Annotated in this window: 16 protein-coding genes; 9 read left to right on the top strand and 7 right to left on the bottom strand. The window is 59.0% G+C overall.

Annotated features, from left to right (window positions below; genetic code table 11):
• Positions 1-7 precede the first annotated feature (7 nt).
• The 7 genes from ACJBF3_RS17445 to ACJBF3_RS17415 are packed head-to-tail and all read right to left on the bottom strand — an operon-like array spanning position 8 to position 6303.
• Positions 8-2104: a flagellar biosynthesis protein FlhA gene (locus ACJBF3_RS17445; RefSeq protein ID WP_045328841.1), complete on the bottom strand. Its 2097-nt coding sequence runs from the start codon at positions 2102-2104 to the stop codon at positions 8-10.
• A complete protein-coding gene (gene flhB, locus ACJBF3_RS17440) occupies positions 2091-3227 on the bottom strand; it encodes a flagellar biosynthesis protein FlhB (RefSeq protein ID WP_045328840.1) in 1137 nt (378 codons plus the stop codon). The genes ACJBF3_RS17445 and flhB overlap by 14 nt, the downstream gene beginning before the upstream one ends.
• Entirely contained in the window at positions 3224-3997 is a 774-nt protein-coding gene (gene fliR / locus ACJBF3_RS17435; RefSeq protein WP_045328839.1) for a flagellar biosynthetic protein FliR, read from the bottom strand. The genes flhB and fliR overlap by 4 nt, the downstream gene beginning before the upstream one ends.
• Positions 3998-4003: 6 nt before the next feature.
• The gene (fliQ, locus tag ACJBF3_RS17430; RefSeq protein WP_045328838.1) at positions 4004-4276 is read right to left on the bottom strand and encodes a flagellar biosynthesis protein FliQ; all 273 of its coding nucleotides are present in this window, start codon (positions 4274-4276) and stop codon (positions 4004-4006) included.
• A 2-nt stretch (positions 4277-4278) separates the two neighbouring features.
• Positions 4279-5031, bottom strand: a complete 753-nt coding sequence (gene fliP / locus ACJBF3_RS17425) for a flagellar type III secretion system pore protein FliP (RefSeq protein WP_045328837.1) — start codon at positions 5029-5031, stop codon at positions 4279-4281.
• Positions 5028-5429: a FliM/FliN family flagellar motor switch protein gene (locus ACJBF3_RS17420; protein ID WP_045328836.1), complete on the bottom strand. Its 402-nt coding sequence runs from the start codon at positions 5427-5429 to the stop codon at positions 5028-5030. The genes fliP and ACJBF3_RS17420 overlap by 4 nt, the downstream gene beginning before the upstream one ends.
• Entirely contained in the window at positions 5422-6303 is an 882-nt protein-coding gene (locus tag ACJBF3_RS17415) for a FliM/FliN family flagellar motor switch protein (protein ID WP_045328834.1), read from the bottom strand. Before ACJBF3_RS17415 ends, ACJBF3_RS17420 begins: the two co-directional genes overlap by 8 nt.
• Before the next feature lie 463 nt (positions 6304-6766).
• Between ACJBF3_RS17415 and ACJBF3_RS17410 the strand changes: the two genes are divergently transcribed.
• Genes ACJBF3_RS17410 through ACJBF3_RS17370 form a run of 9 tightly spaced genes read left to right on the top strand, consistent with a single transcriptional unit; the run spans position 6767 to position 15759 of the window.
• Entirely contained in the window at positions 6767-7798 is a 1032-nt protein-coding gene (locus ACJBF3_RS17410) for a sigma-54-dependent Fis family transcriptional regulator (protein WP_045328832.1), read from the top strand.
• Between the two features lie 21 nt (positions 7799-7819).
• Positions 7820-8194 (top strand): flagellar hook-basal body complex protein FliE, encoded by a 375-nt coding sequence (gene fliE / locus ACJBF3_RS17405; protein ID WP_045328830.1) that lies wholly within the window; start codon positions 7820-7822, stop codon positions 8192-8194.
• 9 nt (positions 8195-8203) lie between these two features.
• Positions 8204-9886, top strand: coding sequence for a flagellar basal-body MS-ring/collar protein FliF (gene fliF / locus ACJBF3_RS17400; protein WP_052672184.1), 1683 nt, complete (start codon positions 8204-8206; stop codon positions 9884-9886).
• Positions 9855-10889 (top strand): flagellar motor switch protein FliG, encoded by a 1035-nt coding sequence (locus tag ACJBF3_RS17395; RefSeq protein ID WP_045328828.1) that lies wholly within the window; start codon positions 9855-9857, stop codon positions 10887-10889. The genes fliF and ACJBF3_RS17395 overlap by 32 nt, the downstream gene beginning before the upstream one ends.
• Before the next feature lie 3 nt (positions 10890-10892).
• Entirely contained in the window at positions 10893-11639 is a 747-nt protein-coding gene (fliH, locus tag ACJBF3_RS17390; RefSeq protein WP_045328826.1) for a flagellar assembly protein FliH, read from the top strand.
• Positions 11632-12951 (top strand): flagellar protein export ATPase FliI, encoded by a 1320-nt coding sequence (gene fliI / locus ACJBF3_RS17385; protein ID WP_047716131.1) that lies wholly within the window; start codon positions 11632-11634, stop codon positions 12949-12951. The genes fliH and fliI overlap by 8 nt, the downstream gene beginning before the upstream one ends.
• Before the next feature lie 6 nt (positions 12952-12957).
• Entirely contained in the window at positions 12958-13401 is a 444-nt protein-coding gene (gene fliJ / locus ACJBF3_RS17380; protein WP_045328822.1) for a flagellar export protein FliJ, read from the top strand.
• Between the two features lies 1 nt (position 13402).
• Complete coding sequence (locus ACJBF3_RS17375) at positions 13403-14788, top strand: glycosyltransferase family 2 protein (protein WP_045328820.1); 1386 nt, start codon at positions 13403-13405, stop codon at positions 14786-14788.
• Between the two features lie 35 nt (positions 14789-14823).
• Positions 14824-15759 (top strand): hypothetical protein, encoded by a 936-nt coding sequence (locus ACJBF3_RS17370; RefSeq protein WP_045328818.1) that lies wholly within the window; start codon positions 14824-14826, stop codon positions 15757-15759.
• Position 15760: the final 1 nt, after the last annotated feature.

Below are 15760 nucleotides of genomic sequence, written 5' to 3'. Positions count from 1 at the left end.
CGTGGCGTTACGCCAGCGTGCCCACGATGGTTAAATCGCTATCGTCCGGCACTTCGTTATAGGAAAGCACGTGCAGGTTGCTGGCAAACAGCCTGGCGTAGCGTGAAATCAGCGGCCGCAGCTGCGGCGTCACCAGCAGCAGCGGCGGCATCCCCTTCGCCTTCATCTGCTCCTGAATCACCGGCATGGTGTTCTGTAGTTGCGTCAGTATGTTCGGATCGACGGCAAAGCTGTCCAGCGCCACTTTACCCGCCTGCTGCGCCTGGTTTAGCGCGCCAAGCAGAATATTTTCCAGCGCGTTATCGATGGTGTAGGCCGACAGCTTCTGGCGGTCGCCGTTAATGGCGTGAATGATCGCCCGGCGCAGCGCATAGCGCACGTCGGAGGTCAGCAGGATCGGGTCTTTGGTCACCGCCGAGCTCTCAAGCAGCGTCGAGGCGATGGTCACAATATCCTTCAGCGAAACCTGCTCCAGCAGCAGCTGACGATAAACGCGTAGCAGCACGCTAAAGTTGAGCGCATTAGCGAGATCTTCCGCCAGCTTCGGCGCCTGCTGCGCCAGGCGGGCGTGCAGGTGCGTGATATCGTCATAGTTGAACAGGTCCGGCAGATGCTCACGCGCGACCTTGTTCACGTGCGTCGCCACCACGCTGGCGCAATCCACCACCTGATAACCAAAATTCAGCGCCGCTGCTTTCTGCTCGGGGTCGATCCAGACGATCGCCATTCCGTAGGCCGGATCGGTATCCAGCACGCCGTCAATTTCGCCGTACAGCTCCGCCCCCGGGATCGCCATCAGCTTTTCGGCATACACTTCGCCCATCGCGGTACGGATGCCGTTGATGTAAATCGCGTACTGGGAGGGCTTCATGCGGAAGTTCTCGCGCACGCGGATCTCGGGCAGCAGCACGCCGCACTGTTCGGACACCACCTGGCGAACGCCGCGTATGCGCTGGGAGAGCGGGCTGCCTTTTGCCGTGTCGATCAGCGATACCAGCTTATAGCCGAGGTTCAGGCCAATGGGCTCAACCAGCGGAATACTCTCCCAGCCGATGGTCGGCGCGGCGTCGGTGGCAAGCGCTTCGCTGATGGCGTCGTAATCGGCCTCCTTGCTGGCGGGGGCAACGACTTTGCTCTGCCGCCAGGCGGCAAACAGCAGCAGCCCGGTGAAGGAGAGAAAGGCGATGTGCGGCATGCCGGGAACAATTGCCAGCACGAACATAACGAATGCGGCGGTATACAGCACTTTCGGCTTCGCCAGCAGCTGCGTTTTGATTTCATCGCTTACGTCGTCGCCGTCGCTAACGCGCGTGACGATAATCGCCGCCGCGGTAGCCAGCAGCAGGGAAGGGATTTGCGCCGCCAGGCCGTCACCGATGGTCAGCAGCACGTACTGCTGGAAGGCGTGGCTGGCATCGAGATCGTATTTGAAAATCCCGATGCAAATCCCGCCGATGACGTTGATGACCAGTACCATGATCCCGGCAATGGCGTCCCCGCGCACAAACTTCGACGCCCCGTCCATCGCGCCGTAGAAGTCGGCCTCTTTCGCCACCTCTTTACGGCGATCCCGCGCCTGGTTCTGGTTTATCAGCCCGGCGTTCAGATCCGCGTCGATCGCCATCTGTTTGCCCGGCAGGGCGTCCAGCGTAAAGCGCGCCGACACTTCTGAAATACGTTCTGCCCCTTTGGTCACCACCACGAAGTTGATGATCATCAGGATGATAAAGACCACAAAGCCGACGACGAAATCGCCGCCGATCACCACCTGACCAAAGGCTTCGATAACCTTACCGGCCGCCCCTTCGCCCTCGTGGCCGTGGAGCAGCACCACGCGGGTGGAGGCCACGTTCAGGGTCAATCGCATCAGGGTGGTGATCAGCAGCAGCGTCGGGAAGACGGCAAAATCCAGCGGGCGCTGCATGTTGACCGCAACCAGCAGCACCACCACCGCCAGCGCGATATTGAAGGTGAATAGGATATCCAGCATCAGCGGTGACAACGGCAGCATCACCATTGCCAGAACGCTAAGGAGCAGTATCGGAACGCCTACGCGTCCGTTGCGGAGTATGGCAAGCGTCTGATGTAACTTACTGTTCGCCATCGGCTTTTAAGACCTCTTTTGGAATATTTATCTGCCTGTTCAGGCGGGGTTTTTGTTCAAGCTGGCCGGTGCGCCAGGATTTAAGCTGCATGACGTAGGTCAGCACGTGCGCAATGGCGCGAAAAAGCTGTGCGGGGATTTGCTGGTTAACCCGCGTGGTGTGATAAACCGCGCGCGCCAGCGGCGGAAACTCCACGATTTCTATCTGGTGGGTGCGCGCTACGTCACGGATGTGCAGGGCAATATCGTCCATTCCTTTCGCCACGATGTAGGGCGCTTCGGCTTTGTTCGGATCGTATTTCAGCGCTACCGCATAGTGCGTCGGGTTGGTGATAATGACGTCCGCCTCCGGTACGGTGCGGTTGATCTGCCCCATCGCCATCTGGCGCTGCAGCTGGCGAATACGCCCTTTAATCTGCGGGTTACCGTCGTTATTCTTATGCTCTTCCTTGACCTCCTGCCTGGTCATGCGCATTTTTTTGGTGAACATAAATTTCGCCAGCGGCACGTCGAGCAGCGCAAAAATGACGATCACGGTGATGAAGTAGACCAGCACGTGGTGCAGAATGCTGAACCCGTGATGAATGGCCTGATTCAGGTTCAGGCGCTGCAGGTGCAGCAGCGGGTTCAGCGAGCTGTGAACCATGCTGTAGAGCACCGCCAGAATAATGCCGCACTTGAGCATCATCTTGCCGACGTCCACGTAGTGGCTGCTGGAAAACAGGCGCTTTGCGCCGCTGACAGGGCTGAGCTTTTTGAAGTCAGGCTTGAGCTTTGAAACGGTAAACATCCAGCCGCCGGGCACCAGGCTTGCCACGATGCAGGCAACGGGGATCGGCACCAGCGTGCCGATAAAGCGGACAATCACCCACACGTTGAGCAGCAAGAACTGGCTCAGCGCCCCTTCATCGTCGATGCGCCCGGCCATCATGCCGACCGCGTTAAAGGACTCGCCCACCAGCTGCTTGTAGTAGGGCAAAAAGGCGCTCATGGTGATAAACGAGGCCAGCAGCCCCACCGCCATGGTGAGGTCTTTCGAACGCGGCAAATCCCCTTTTTCACGCGCCTTGCGCAGCTTTTGCGCTGTGGGTTTTTCGCTTTTATCGCCGCCGCCGGACATCAGTGCGTCCTCACGGCTTCAAGCCTGGCCAGAATGTCGTTGGTCAGGTTGAGATAGTGGTCGGGAATATTGGTCATCATCATCGAAATACAGAGCAGGCCAAACAGCATGCTGATCGGGAAACCCAGCGAGAACAGGTTGAGCGTGGGCGATACGCGGTTCAGCAGCCCAAAGCCGCCCTGGACGATCAGCATCACAAAGGTGGTGGGAAGGGCGATAAGCGTCGCCGACGACATAATCCAGCCGAGGCTCTGGACGATAAGCAGCAGCGTCGGCTTATTAATCGCCTGGCCGATTGGCCACCAGACGAAGCCCTTGTAGAGGATGGTCACCACCAGCAGGTGCCCGTCCATCACGAAAAACAGCAGGCCGCAGAAGGTGTAAATCATCTGCGAAATCACGGTGGTCGAACTGCCGTTCACCGGGTCGTTCATCATCGCCATGCCGAGGCCCATATTCATGGAAAGGATATGTCCGGCAGTTTGCAGGGCCACGAAAACCAGCTGCATCGCCATGCCAAACAGCACGCCCCACAGCAGCTGTTCGCCCGTGAGCAGGATGGTGCGCATCGACATCAGTTCAGTAATCAGCACTTTTTCCGGCAGCATCGGCGTGATGATGACGGCGAGCGCCAGGGCGAGAACGGTTTTAATGCGTCGGCTAAAGGCGCGGTTGTCCAGCACCGGGCAGAAGTGCAGAAACGCGAGAACGCGAAAGAAGGGGAAGACCAACGCCAGCAGGGGGTTAATCAGCGTATGAATATCAATACCCATCGCCCGCTAGCCCACCAGCGCCGCCGCCTGCTGAAAAATATTGACGGTGAAATCCACCAGCTGGGTAAGCATCCATTTACCGCCAATAATCAGCACCGCCAGCGTCACCAGAAGGCGCGGCAGGAAGCTCAGCGTTTGTTCGTTAATTTGCGTGGTTGCCTGGAAAATACTGACGCACAGGCCGACGATCAGGCTCGGCACAATCGCCACGGCGGAAATAATCAGCACCAGCTTGATGCCGGTGGCCATGATGTCCCCGGCGATATCCATCGTTACCATCGCTAAAGCCCCTGCACGCTGGAGGTGAGCGTACCGACAATCAGCGTCCAGCCGTCGCACAGCACGAACAGCATCAGCTTGAAGGGCAGCGACACGATCAGCGGCGACAGCATCATCATCCCCATCGCCATCAGGATGCTGGCAACAATCAGGTCAATGACCAGGAAGGGAATGTAGATCATAAAGCCAATCTGGAACGCGGTTTTCAGCTCGCTCAGGAGATAGGCCGGGGTCACGACCGTGAGGTCCTGCTCCTTAGGTTCGCCCTTCACGCCGGCAATCGACATCATCTGCGACATCGCCTTGTTGCTGGTCTGCGCCAGCATGAAGTGCTTCAGCGGCACTTCCGCTTTGCCGAACGCCTGCTTCAGGGTGATTTCGTCATTCTGGAACGGCACGACGGCGTCCTGGTAAATTGTGGTCCACACCGGGCGCATCACCAGCAGCGTCAGGGCCAGCGCAATGCCGGTCAGGATCTTGTTCGGCGGGCTTTGCTGCAGCCCGAGCGCCTGGCGGAGGATCGCCAGCACGATGATGAACCGGGTGAAGCAGGTCATCATCATCAGCATCACCGGGAGCAGGCCCAGCAGCGTCATCAGGATCAGGATTTCAATTTTGACGTTGTAATCCTGGCCGCCTTCCGTCGCCGCCGAGCTGAACAGCGTGATATCGCCGTTGGCCGCCAGCAGCTGCGGGGAAACGAGCAGTCCGCCCAGCAGCAGCCACGGCAGCGCGGCGCGAAGTGGTGCTCTCATCGCGTTAACTCGCCCAGCTCTTTGCTGTTGAACTCAAGAATCCGCAGGCCATATTTATCGTTCAGCACTACCGCTTCCGCCTTACCGAACAGAATGCCGTTCACTTTAATATCCAGCGGCTCGCCCGCCATTTTGTCCAGCTCCACCACCGAGTCGTGGCCCACGGTCATCAGCTCGGCTAGGGACACCTCAACAGAAGCCACTTCCAGCGTCAGGGTGACGGGAATGCGGCTGAACAGCGCCATTTTGCGCAGGTCGTCAATCGCCGCCGGGGACTCAGGCTCGGCCTGAATATCCATGCGAATATTCCCCTCAACGGTCTCTTCCCGCGGCATGTCGCCGAGATTCAGGTCGTCAAAATCCAGGGACTGGCTCAGGTCTTGTTGCAGATCACTCATAATGCTTCTCGATGGTTCTGTCGTTTAATTCACAGAGGAATAACTTGCCGCTATCTTCAGCGATTTTGGCGTCAAAAATCTGTTCTTTGCCGATATATACCGGAACGTTGCTATTGATATTGACCGGAATAATGTCGCCGGGCTGGATTTTGGCCAGCTGGGCCACGGTCAAATTGAGGCTGGCAATCTGGCCATTCAGCTTCAGCGGCAGGCCGTAAAACATCTTCTCAATCTGCGCCCGGGTGGGCGGCTGCTGGCGGCCCGATGCGTTCTCCGCGTCGGGCGAACGCAGTCTCGCCAGCATCTGGTCGACGTGCGCGTTATCAAACAGCAGCGTGAAGCTGCCCTCATCGTAGCCTTCCAGCGTAAACGTCACGCACCAGGACCACTGGCTGATCACCGTGGTGTTATCGCTTTTGACGTCAAATTCTTCGCCGAAGATCTCTTTGTCGATTAACAGCCGGGTCAGGTCCAGACCGATTTTATTTTTTAAGCGGTCTTCCGTTTTGGTCACGGGCTGATCGATATCCAGCGATTTATTGCGGCTCTCTTTTCCCAGGCCGTAATAATCGTGAAGAATTTGTAATAACAATGTTCTTTCAATATTAAAAGCAATTGAACCTAACGGTGTGGCAAATATTTGGGTGTTTTTATAATGCTTATCGATGGCATAGGTCATCGATTTTAGCGCCACGTTAACGCGCAGCTTTTTAAGGAAATAAATACTTAAGCGCGCGTCGAAAATATCAAAGCTGTCGTTCATCATTTTCGGCAGTTTATGCCACGGACGCCCAAGCTTGCTCACGTCGAGTTTTACCATATCGGGGAGCGCCTGACGTTGGTAGATTCTGATTCTCTGAGGAGCTGCTGGCATAGGTCTTCCGGATCGCACTCGCCATAAGCGTAAATAGCTTATCGGCATAATAAATATTTAAGTTTCTGGTGACCGTGTCGCTTTATCAGTGAGTCGGTCTCTTCCCCCATAAAGGCCAATTACGTAGAGCCTTTATTAGGGGTAGGCATTAGACGCTGATAGCCTTTCATAATCAAGATGCCTTTCATTATTAATTCATTATTTCAGGCCAATTAATACGCATTAATTATTATCGTAAGTTAATGATATTTATGGATTAAAGTTTTAATGCCCATTAAAAACAAGACAATTCCTAAAGGGGCGCTATACTGCGCGTCAGTCATGAGTTTCCGGCATTGAAAATACCGGATTAATTCATATTATCTCTATTCGAATACACGCCCTGTAGATATGCACCCTAAATGGTGCATAAGGCATGTGTGCGCCCTGAGTTAACAATTAGCTTAAATGTTGGTGAGTTGTTATGAGTATTGTTATTGAACATGAAGCCCGTAATGAAAATGGATTTATTGCCAGCGCGCCTGAAAGCATAAATGTATTTTCATTAGCACGTCGTGTTGCGAAATATAATGTGTCGGTACTCATTACGGGCGAAACGGGTACAGGGAAAGAGTGTATTTCCCGCTACATTCATGAAAACGCCCTCGGAGCCGATGCGCCTTACGTTGGCGTTAACTGCGCCGCTATTCCTGAAAGCATGCTGGAAGCCATATTATTCGGCTACGAAAAGGGCGCATTTACCGGTGCGGTGACAAGCGTTGCCGGTAAATTTGAACAGGCGAACGGCGGTACGTTACTGCTTGATGAAATTGGCGATATGCCGCTGGCGCTGCAGGCGAAATTACTGCGCGTATTACAGGAGCAGGAAGTTGAGCGCCTCGGCAGCCATAAGAAAATCCCGCTGGATATTCGCCTGGTGGCCTCTACCAATAAAGATTTACAGCAGGAAATTGCCGAGGGCCGTTTTCGCCAGGATCTGTTCTACCGTATTTCGGTTGTGCCGATTCATATCAAACCGCTGCGCGAGCGCCGCCTGGATATTATTCCGCTGGCGATGCGGTTCATCGCCAAATACAAAGCGTTCCACAAGGGCAACGTTCGTCTGAGCGAAGAGGCGCGCCACGCGCTGCTGGCCTATGACTGGCCGGGCAACGTGCGCGAGCTGGAGAACGTGATCCAGCGCGGGATGATCCTGAGCAACGGCGAAGAGATTACCGCCAGAGACTTTGGCCTGCCGGCGCTCGCGCCGCTCGCGACCTTAGACGGCGTAGACGTCATGCCCGCCTACCGCGAGCAGCAGGCCGCCCCAGCGGCCATCAGCAACGTCAAGCTGCATGGCCGGATGGCGGAATATCAATACATCATCGAACTGCTGAAGCGACACAACGGCAATAAGTCTAAAACCGCCGCGTTTTTAGGGATTACGCCCCGGGCGCTGCGCTACCGGTTAGCCTCCATGCGCGAAGAAGGTATCGATTTCGAATGCTACTCATAACGGGCGCGCGAGACTAACACCATGGACAAAATTACCGCTATCGGCCTGCACGCCAGCCAGCAGGCGATGCTGGACAGAATGCGCAACGTTGCCGCCGTGGCCGCCTCAGGCTCAACCGGCGACGCGGGGTTCATTGCGCCGGGCGCTTCCCTTTCCGGCGTCACCGGCACGCGCGACCTCTCTTTTTCGCAGGTTCTGAACAACGCCATCGACAACGTCGACGCCTTGCAGCATTCCGCGGGGGCGAAGCAAAAAGCGATTGAGCTTGGGCAAAGCGACGATCTGGCCGGAGCGATGATTGAATCGCAAAAAGCCAGCGTCGCCTTCTCCGCCATGATGCAGGTCCGTAACAAGCTCACCACTGCGCTCGACGAAGTGATGAATACTCCGCTGTAAGGTTTTCCCGTGCTGACTAAGTTAAAAGATAGATTTTCTGCCTTACCCCTCCCGACCGGGCGCATTAAACCGCAGTGGCTAATGGCCGCGGGCGGCGTGGCGCTGGTTGCGGCAATCGTGTTTTCCCTGTGGCGCAGCAATCAGGGCTACGTGGCGCTGTACGGCAGCCAGGAAAAGCTGCCCGTGGCGCAGGTGGTTGAAGTGCTGGGGGCGGAATCTATCGCCTACCGCATTAACCCCGACAACGGCCAGATTCTGATCCCGGAGGACAAGCTCCCGCGCGCGCGCATGGCGCTGGCGGCGAAAGGCATTACCGCCGTGATGCCGGACGGCTACGAGCTGATGGATAAAGAAGAGATGCTCGGCAGCAGCCAGTTCGTTCAAAACGTGCGCTACAAGCGCAGCCTGGAAGGCGAGCTGGCGCGCAGCATCATGGCGCTGGACCCGGTTGAAAACGCGCGCGTGCATCTGGGGCTGAGCGAGTCCAGCTCGTTCGTGATGACCAACAAGCCGCAGAGCAGCGCGTCGGTGATGCTGCAGCTGCGCTACGGCAAGCACCTGGACGAGCAGCAGGTAGCGGCGATCGTACAGCTCGTTGCGGGCAGCGTGCCGGGCATGCAGGCCGCCAGCGTGCGCGTGGTGGATCAGGCAGGCACGCTGCTGTCGGAAAACGCCCAGCAGGGCGGCACCAGCATGGCGAGCATTCGCCAGAGCCGCGACGTGATCGACCGCATCAAAAATGAAACCACCAACAACATTGCCGGATTACTCGCGCCGCTGTTCGGCAGCGAAAACTTCCGCATCAGCGTGACGCCAACCGTCGACATGAGCAGCGTGGAAGAGACGCAGGAGCGTCTGGGCAAAGAGCCGCAGATCAGCGACGAAAATATCTCCCGCGAAAACACCACCAACGCGCTGGCGATGGGGATACCCGGCTCGCTCAGCAACCGCCCGGTCAATCAGCCGACCGCCGTGACGCCGCCAATGGCAGCCAATCAGCAGACGGCGCAAACCCAGACGCAGACCAGCAATCCGAGCTCGCTTTCGAACCGCAGCCAGGAGCAGCGTAAATACGCATTCGACCGCGATATTCGCCACATCCGCCACCCGGGCTACAAGCTGGAAAAACTGCGCGTAGCGGTGGCGCTTAACCAGGCCGCCGCGCCGCTTGCCAATATGACGCCGGAACAGCTCACCGCGCTAACGAAGCTGGTAGAAGATGCCGCTGGCATCGAAAAAGCGCGCGGCGACTCGCTGACGCTGGACAGGCTGGCCTTTATCGACAGAACGCCGGATGGCCTGCCGGAGCTGAAATGGTGGCAAGACCCGAATATCCAGTACTGGGGGCAAAACGGCGGGATTGGCATGCTGATTCTGCTCGCGCTGCTGTTTGGCCTGCGTCCGCTGGCCCAGCGCTACGGACGTCGTGAACCTGCCGAGCGAGCGGCAATCGAGGGCAGCGCGCAGAACGAGGCGCTTGAGAACAGCATGGTCACTACGGAAGCTGGCCTGACCGGGCTGCCGGGCCCGGCATTCAACCAGGATACGGAACTGCCGCCGCAAAGCTCTGGCCTTGAAACCAAGGTGGAGTACCTGCAGATGCTGGCGGAAAACGAAACGGAACGTATGGCAGAAGTCTTGAAACAATGGATCAACAGCAATGAGCGAACTGATAACAAGCAGCAGCAGTAAGGGCAGCACCGCAGCCGGGCGCAGCCGACTGGAGCAGGCCGCCATTTTGTTGCTCAGCGTGGGCGAAGAGGCAGCGGCTAAGGTGATGCAGAAGATGAACCGCGACGAGGTGATCCTGCTGAGCGACACCATGGCGCGTCTGCACGGCGTGAAGGTCGACCAGGCTCGCCACGCCATGAACAATTTTTTTGACGATTACCGCGAGCAGAGCGGCATCAACGGCGCGTCGCGCAGCTACCTGCGCGGCATTCTTGAGAAGGCGCTGGGTGGTGAAATTGCCGGCAGCGTGATCAACGGTATCTACGGCGACGAAATCCGCCATCGCATGGCGCGGCTGCAGTGGGTCGATATTCCGCAGCTTGCGGCGCTGATTGAGCAAGAGCACCTGCAGCTGCAGGCGGTGTTCCTCGCGTTTCTGCCGCCGGACGTGGCGGCGGGCGTGCTCAGCGCCCTGCCGCAGGAGCGGCAGGACGAAATCGTCTGGCGCATCGCCCGGCTGGACGACGTCAACCGCGACGTCATCAACGAGCTGGACCGCCTGATCGAGCGCGGCGTGTCTGTACTGTCCGAGCACGGTTCAAAAGTGGTCGGCATCAAGCACGCGGCCAACATTGTTAACCGCATTTCGAGTAACCAGCAGCAGCTGCTCAACCAGCTGCGCGAGCGCGATGCCGAGGTGGTGGACGAGCTGGAAGAGGAGATGTACGAGTTCTACATCCTCAGCCGCCAGACGCCGGCCACCCTGCAGCGCCTGATGGAAGAAATTTCTATCGAAGAGTGGGCGATTGCGCTCAAGGGCACCGAGCCGGTGCTGCGTCAGGCCATTTTCAACGTCATGCCGAAGCGTCAGGTGACGCTGCTGCAATCCACCACCACCCGCCTTGGGCCGGTGCCGGTGAGCCGCATCGAGCATGTGCGTAAAGAGATCATGGCGACGGTGCGCCAGCTGGCGGAAGAGGGCGAAATTCAGGTTCAGCTGTTCACCGAGCAGACCATGGAGTAACCCATGTACAAGAAACAGAGCTTACCGCTGAGCGCCCTGACCTCCAGCCGCCAGGCGGTGGTAAAACCGCGCCTGCATAAATTCCCGCCGCTGCGCAAGCGTCGCCCGGTGCAAAACCTCGCCGACGACGCGCGCCAGGCGCTGGACGATGCCGCGCTGCAGTCGCAGCTGCAGCAGGGCTTTCAGGAAGGGCTGAACCGCGGCTTTGCCCAGGGCATGGAAGAGGGCAAAGAAGAGGGCTACCAGGAAGGGCTGCGGCTGGGGTTTGAAGAGGGGGTGCGCAAGGGCCGCTCCGAGGGCAAAACCCAGGCGCGCCAGCAGTTTCTTGAGGCCGCACACCCGCTGGACAGCATTATCGCGTCGATGGAGGCGTTCATGGCCAACTATGAACAGCGCCGTCGCGAAGAGCTTTTACAGCTGGTTGAAAAAGTGACCCGCCAGGTAATCCGCTGCGAGCTGACGCTCCATCCCACGCAAATCCTCACCCTGGTGGAAGAGGCGCTGGCCGCGCTGCCGCAGCAGCCGGAGCAGGTGAAAGTCATGCTGAACAGCGAGGAGCACCGCCGCATCAGCGAGGCCGAACCGGAAAAAGTGGCGCACTGGGGGCTGACCGCCGACCCGGACCTGGCGCCGGGCGAGTGCCGGGTGATCACCAATACCACCGAGATGGACGTGGGCTGCCAGCACCGTCTCGACCAGTGCATGGACGCCCTGAAGGCGAGCCTGCTGCCGGAATCGCACGATGAGTGATCGCGACTTCGAGCAGGTTTTACGCTCGCTGGAGAACATTAATCTCGCCCGCGTGGCCGGAAGGCTGGTGCGCGTGGCGGGCATTCTGCTGGAGTGCGTCGGCTGCCGCCTCGCCGTGGGCCAGCTGTGCCAGGTTGAAGGCGCGGAAGGCGAACTGATGGAGGCGCAGGTCGTCGGCTTTGACCGCGAAGTGACCTTCCTGATGCCCTTCAAACAGCCCGCCGGACTGATGGCGGGCGCGCGCGTTTATCCCATGGACAAACAGCACGGCGTGCTGATTGGCGACCAGTGGCTCGGCCGCGTGGTCAACGGCCTCGGCGAGCCAATTGATGATAAAGGCAAGCTGACCGGCGACACCGTGCTGCCGCAGCAGCTGCCGCAGGTGCATCCGCTCAGGCGCCAGCCGGTTGATGCGCCGCTCGACGTGGGCGTGCGGGCGATTAACGGCCTGCTGACCATCGGCAAAGGCCAACGCGTCGGGCTGATGGCGGGCAGCGGCGTGGGGAAAAGCGTGCTGCTTGGCATGATCACCCGCTACACCCAGGCGGAGGTCGTGGTCGTGGGGCTGATCGGCGAGCGCGGGCGCGAGGTAAAAGAGTTTATCGAACACTCGCTGGGCGAAGAGGGGCGGCGCAAATCGGTGATTGTCGCCGCGCCGGCGGACGAATCGCCGCTGATGCGCATCAAGGCTACCGAGCTGTGCCACACCATCGCCAGCTACTACCGCGATAAAGGCAAAGACGTGCTGCTGCTGGTGGATTCCCTGACGCGCTACGCCATGGCGCAGCGCGAAATCGCCCTCTCGCTGGGCGAACCGCCCGCCACCAAAGGCTATCCGCCTTCGGCGTTTGGCCTGATCCCGAAGCTGGTGGAGAGCGCGGGCAACAGCGAAAGCCACGGCTCGATGACCGCCATTTATACGGTGCTGGCGGAGGGGGACGATCAGCAGGACCCAATCGTCGACTGCGCGCGCGCCGTGCTCGACGGCCACATCGTGCTGTCGCGCCACCTGGCGGAGGCCGGGCACTATCCGGCAATCGATATCGGCCAGTCCATCAGCCGCTGCATGAGCCAGGTGACGCAGCAGGCGCATCAGCGTGCCGCGCGCACGCTGAAGCAGCTTTACGCAGAATATCAAAGCATTAAGCCGCTGATCCCGCTCGGCGGTTACGTGGCGGGGGCCGACCCGCTGGCCGACAAAGCGGTCAACCTCGCCCCGGCCATTACCCGTTTTCTGCAGCAGGAGGTTCAGGATGCTGCTCCGCTGGAGAAAACCATTGCCGACCTGAGCGCGCTGGCGCAGGCAGGATAATTTCCGATGAGCAAACTGATTAACACCCTTGAACAGCTGCACCTGCTGCGTAACCGCGCGGTGCAGGATCTCAGCGCCCGGCTGGCCACGCAGCAGCAGCTGTGCCAGCGGCTGGAAAAGAACATTCACGCCCTGTCGAACCTGGCCAACAACACCGTGCAGGAGCTGCAGGGCGGCGCGACCATGCTCTGCAACCAGTCCGTCTACAAGCGCCACATTCAGCGCGTGATCGACTGGCAAAAGCAGGAGCAGGCGCTGGCGAACGTGGAGGCACAAAAGCTGCAGGGCAACCTGCTGGCGGAGTCCCGCCGGGAGAAAAGCCTTGAGCTGGTGCTGGCCTCGCGCCGGGAAGCCCAGCGCCTTGAGCAGGAGCGACGCGATCAGAAAACCACCGACGCGGTATCGGCACAGTGCTGGCTGCGTCAACAACAGGCACAGCGACAGCGATAGTATGAGCAATCTGATGCAGACGCTGCTGAAACGCCAGCAGCAGAAAAAAACCTACGGCACCCCGTTCGTGAGCGTGGTTTGTCCCACCTGGAACCGCCGGGCGTTTTTGCCCTATCTGCTCTACATCTTCCAGTATCAGGACTACCCGGCCGACAGGCGCGAGCTGATTATTCTGGATGACTCGGCGCAGAGTAACGAAGACCTGATCGCCATGATGGTCGACCCTGCAGTGTGCACCGTGCGCTACGTTCACAGCCCGGAGCGGCTCGATCTGGGCAAAAAGCGCAACATGCTCAACGAGATGGCGAAGGGCGAGTACATCATCTGCTTCGACGATGACGACTACTATGCGCCGAACAAAATCAGCATGCAGGTGGCGGCGATGCAGCGTAACAACGCGCTGTTTTCCGGTAGCGACACCATCTACATCTGGTACAGCCACCTCGACAAAATTTACCGCACCCACGCGTTTGGGGAGCGCCACGCGCTGAACGGCACGTTTGGCTATCACCGCAACTTCCTGAAAAACCACCGCTATGATGACACCGCCACGCTGGCGGAAGAGCAGGCGTTTCTCAACAACTTCACCGCGCCGGTGCAGCAGATCGATCCGCGCGAGGCCATTCTGTGCATCTCGCACAGCGCCAATACCTACGACAAAGACTTTGTGCTCGGCTCCTGCACGCCCGTAGACCTGACGCTGGAGGACTTTGTCACCGACCGCAACCTGCTGAGCCACTACCGCCGCTTAAGCTCCGCGCCGCTCAGCGCCACCGTGGACTGGCAGGCGTTTGGCAAGGTGGTGGCGATCTACGATCCCGAACGGCCAGACATGCTGGAGAACCAGCGGCAGAGCCTCGCTTCACTGGGGTTAGGCGACGCGCAGCTGGTGGCTTTTGCCCGCGATCCTGACCACAGCGAGCTGGAGACGCACTGCGCGGTGCTGGAACAGGCTCAGCGCGAGCAATGGCACAGCGTGGTGCTGATTGATGCGGCGGTGAAATACGTGCGCAAAGAGCACTCTCTCAAAACGGTGAACCGGCTGCTTGAGCGCCTGCCCCATATTGACTGGCAGGCGGTGGTGCTCGGCGGACGTTACGAGAACATTTCCGCGCTTAAGGCCCTGCCCGGCGTGGCGCGCGTGCTGAAGGGCGGCTGCGGATGTGCCTATGCGGTGAAGGGCGATTATATCCCCACGCTGCTTGACGTTTATCGGCAGGCGCATCAGCAGGGCGCGGGCCTGGACGCCTGCTGGCCGCTGCTGATGCAGGCCCACTGCTGGCTGGGTTTACAGCCCAGCTTCGCTTTTTTACCCGAGATAAAAGATCCCGCAAGCGGCGACGTTATCGACTGTACCCACTGGTTTTTTCGCAAAAACTTTCAATGAGTATCGCCGCCACTGCCGCGGCTGGAGCAGCATGTATGGAACTGATAGAACACTACCAACCTGAATACGTGATTCGGTTTAACGCGCGGCAAGAGGCGTGTACCTGTCCGGCCTGCGAGGACGCGTCCGGCGAGTGGCCGAAGACGTGCATCACGCTGGGCAACCAGCAGCGCGAGAGCCTTAACGCCGCCTGCGAAAGCGCCGCGCGTGAAATCCTCCTCAACCCGGACGCGTTTATGCTGCATGCCGGTGAGGTCGAGGCCGACGGCCACGAGCAGAATGCCTGGGACGAGGCCTTAAACCAGCAGTGCATCAACATGGCCGTGCATCCGGCGCTCGCGCTGGAGAGCAGCCTGTACGCCATCGGCGTGCTGCTCAGCAAAGCGCAGCGCTACGTGGAGGAGAACCAGCGCGATCCGCAAAACCTGAACGCCATGGGCGAGCAGCTGGCCCAGCTGGCAGAGGCGGGCGTGTTAAGCGAGCAACTGGCCCTGCTGCCGCCGATTGAGGTCAACCGCGTTGAGGCGCTGGGCAAGATGGGCGCGATGCGCCTGAATCTGAACGTGCCCGCGATGCAGAAAATGATGCTGATGTTTAAGCTCAGCGAGCTGGCGGTCATGCAGCCCGCGCGCCTGCAGGAGCGTTTACGCGAGCTGGACGGCAAGGCGATCCCTCTTTTTGAGGCGCAGCCGTTTATCGTCCGCAACGTGCTGCTGTACCGCTTATATAGCGATTATTTTCCGTACCGGAGTGCGAGCAACTACGGCGCGGCGTTGAAATCATTAACCAGTCAGTTCTTCCAGCTGAAGATGCTGTGCGCTATGTGGCTGGAGGATAACGAACAGCTCACGGCAGATGAATTCAGCGCGCTGTTCAGCGCCTGGTACGGCTGGCAGTTACAGAACCCGCGCGCGGACGACGGGGAAAACGGAGCGGACTTCACGCTGCTGTGCGGGCTTTCGTTGATCTGAA

The organism is Enterobacter sp. PP-008-ECC_S150 (assembly GCF_045257065.1).
Taxonomy (GTDB): domain Bacteria; phylum Pseudomonadota; class Gammaproteobacteria; order Enterobacterales; family Enterobacteriaceae; genus Enterobacter; species Enterobacter chengduensis.
The sequence above is the reverse complement of the archived record's forward strand: the minus strand, read 5'-3'. Positions and strand labels throughout refer to the sequence as shown.

Coding starts and splice junctions, on each gene's coding strand:
- ACJBF3_RS17445 (WP_045328841.1), bottom strand. CDS start 2,104: ATGGCGAACAGTAAGTTACATCAGACGCTTGCCATACTCCGCAACGGA.
- fliR (WP_045328839.1), bottom strand. CDS start 3,997: ATGGGTATTGATATTCATACGCTGATTAACCCCCTGCTGGCGTTGGTC.
- fliQ (WP_045328838.1), bottom strand. CDS start 4,276: ATGGTAACGATGGATATCGCCGGGGACATCATGGCCACCGGCATCAAG.
- fliP (WP_045328837.1), bottom strand. CDS start 5,031: ATGAGAGCACCACTTCGCGCCGCGCTGCCGTGGCTGCTGCTGGGCGGA.
- ACJBF3_RS17420 (WP_045328836.1), bottom strand. CDS start 5,429: ATGAGTGATCTGCAACAAGACCTGAGCCAGTCCCTGGATTTTGACGAC.
- ACJBF3_RS17415 (WP_045328834.1), bottom strand. CDS start 6,303: ATGCCAGCAGCTCCTCAGAGAATCAGAATCTACCAACGTCAGGCGCTC.
- ACJBF3_RS17410 (WP_045328832.1), top strand. CDS start 6,767: ATGAGTATTGTTATTGAACATGAAGCCCGTAATGAAAATGGATTTATT.
- fliE (WP_045328830.1), top strand. CDS start 7,820: ATGGACAAAATTACCGCTATCGGCCTGCACGCCAGCCAGCAGGCGATG.
- ACJBF3_RS17395 (WP_045328828.1), top strand. CDS start 9,855: ATGAGCGAACTGATAACAAGCAGCAGCAGTAAGGGCAGCACCGCAGCC.
- fliH (WP_045328826.1), top strand. CDS start 10,893: ATGTACAAGAAACAGAGCTTACCGCTGAGCGCCCTGACCTCCAGCCGC.
- fliI (WP_047716131.1), top strand. CDS start 11,632: ATGAGTGATCGCGACTTCGAGCAGGTTTTACGCTCGCTGGAGAACATT.
- fliJ (WP_045328822.1), top strand. CDS start 12,958: ATGAGCAAACTGATTAACACCCTTGAACAGCTGCACCTGCTGCGTAAC.
- ACJBF3_RS17375 (WP_045328820.1), top strand. CDS start 13,403: ATGAGCAATCTGATGCAGACGCTGCTGAAACGCCAGCAGCAGAAAAAA.
- ACJBF3_RS17370 (WP_045328818.1), top strand. CDS start 14,824: ATGGAACTGATAGAACACTACCAACCTGAATACGTGATTCGGTTTAAC.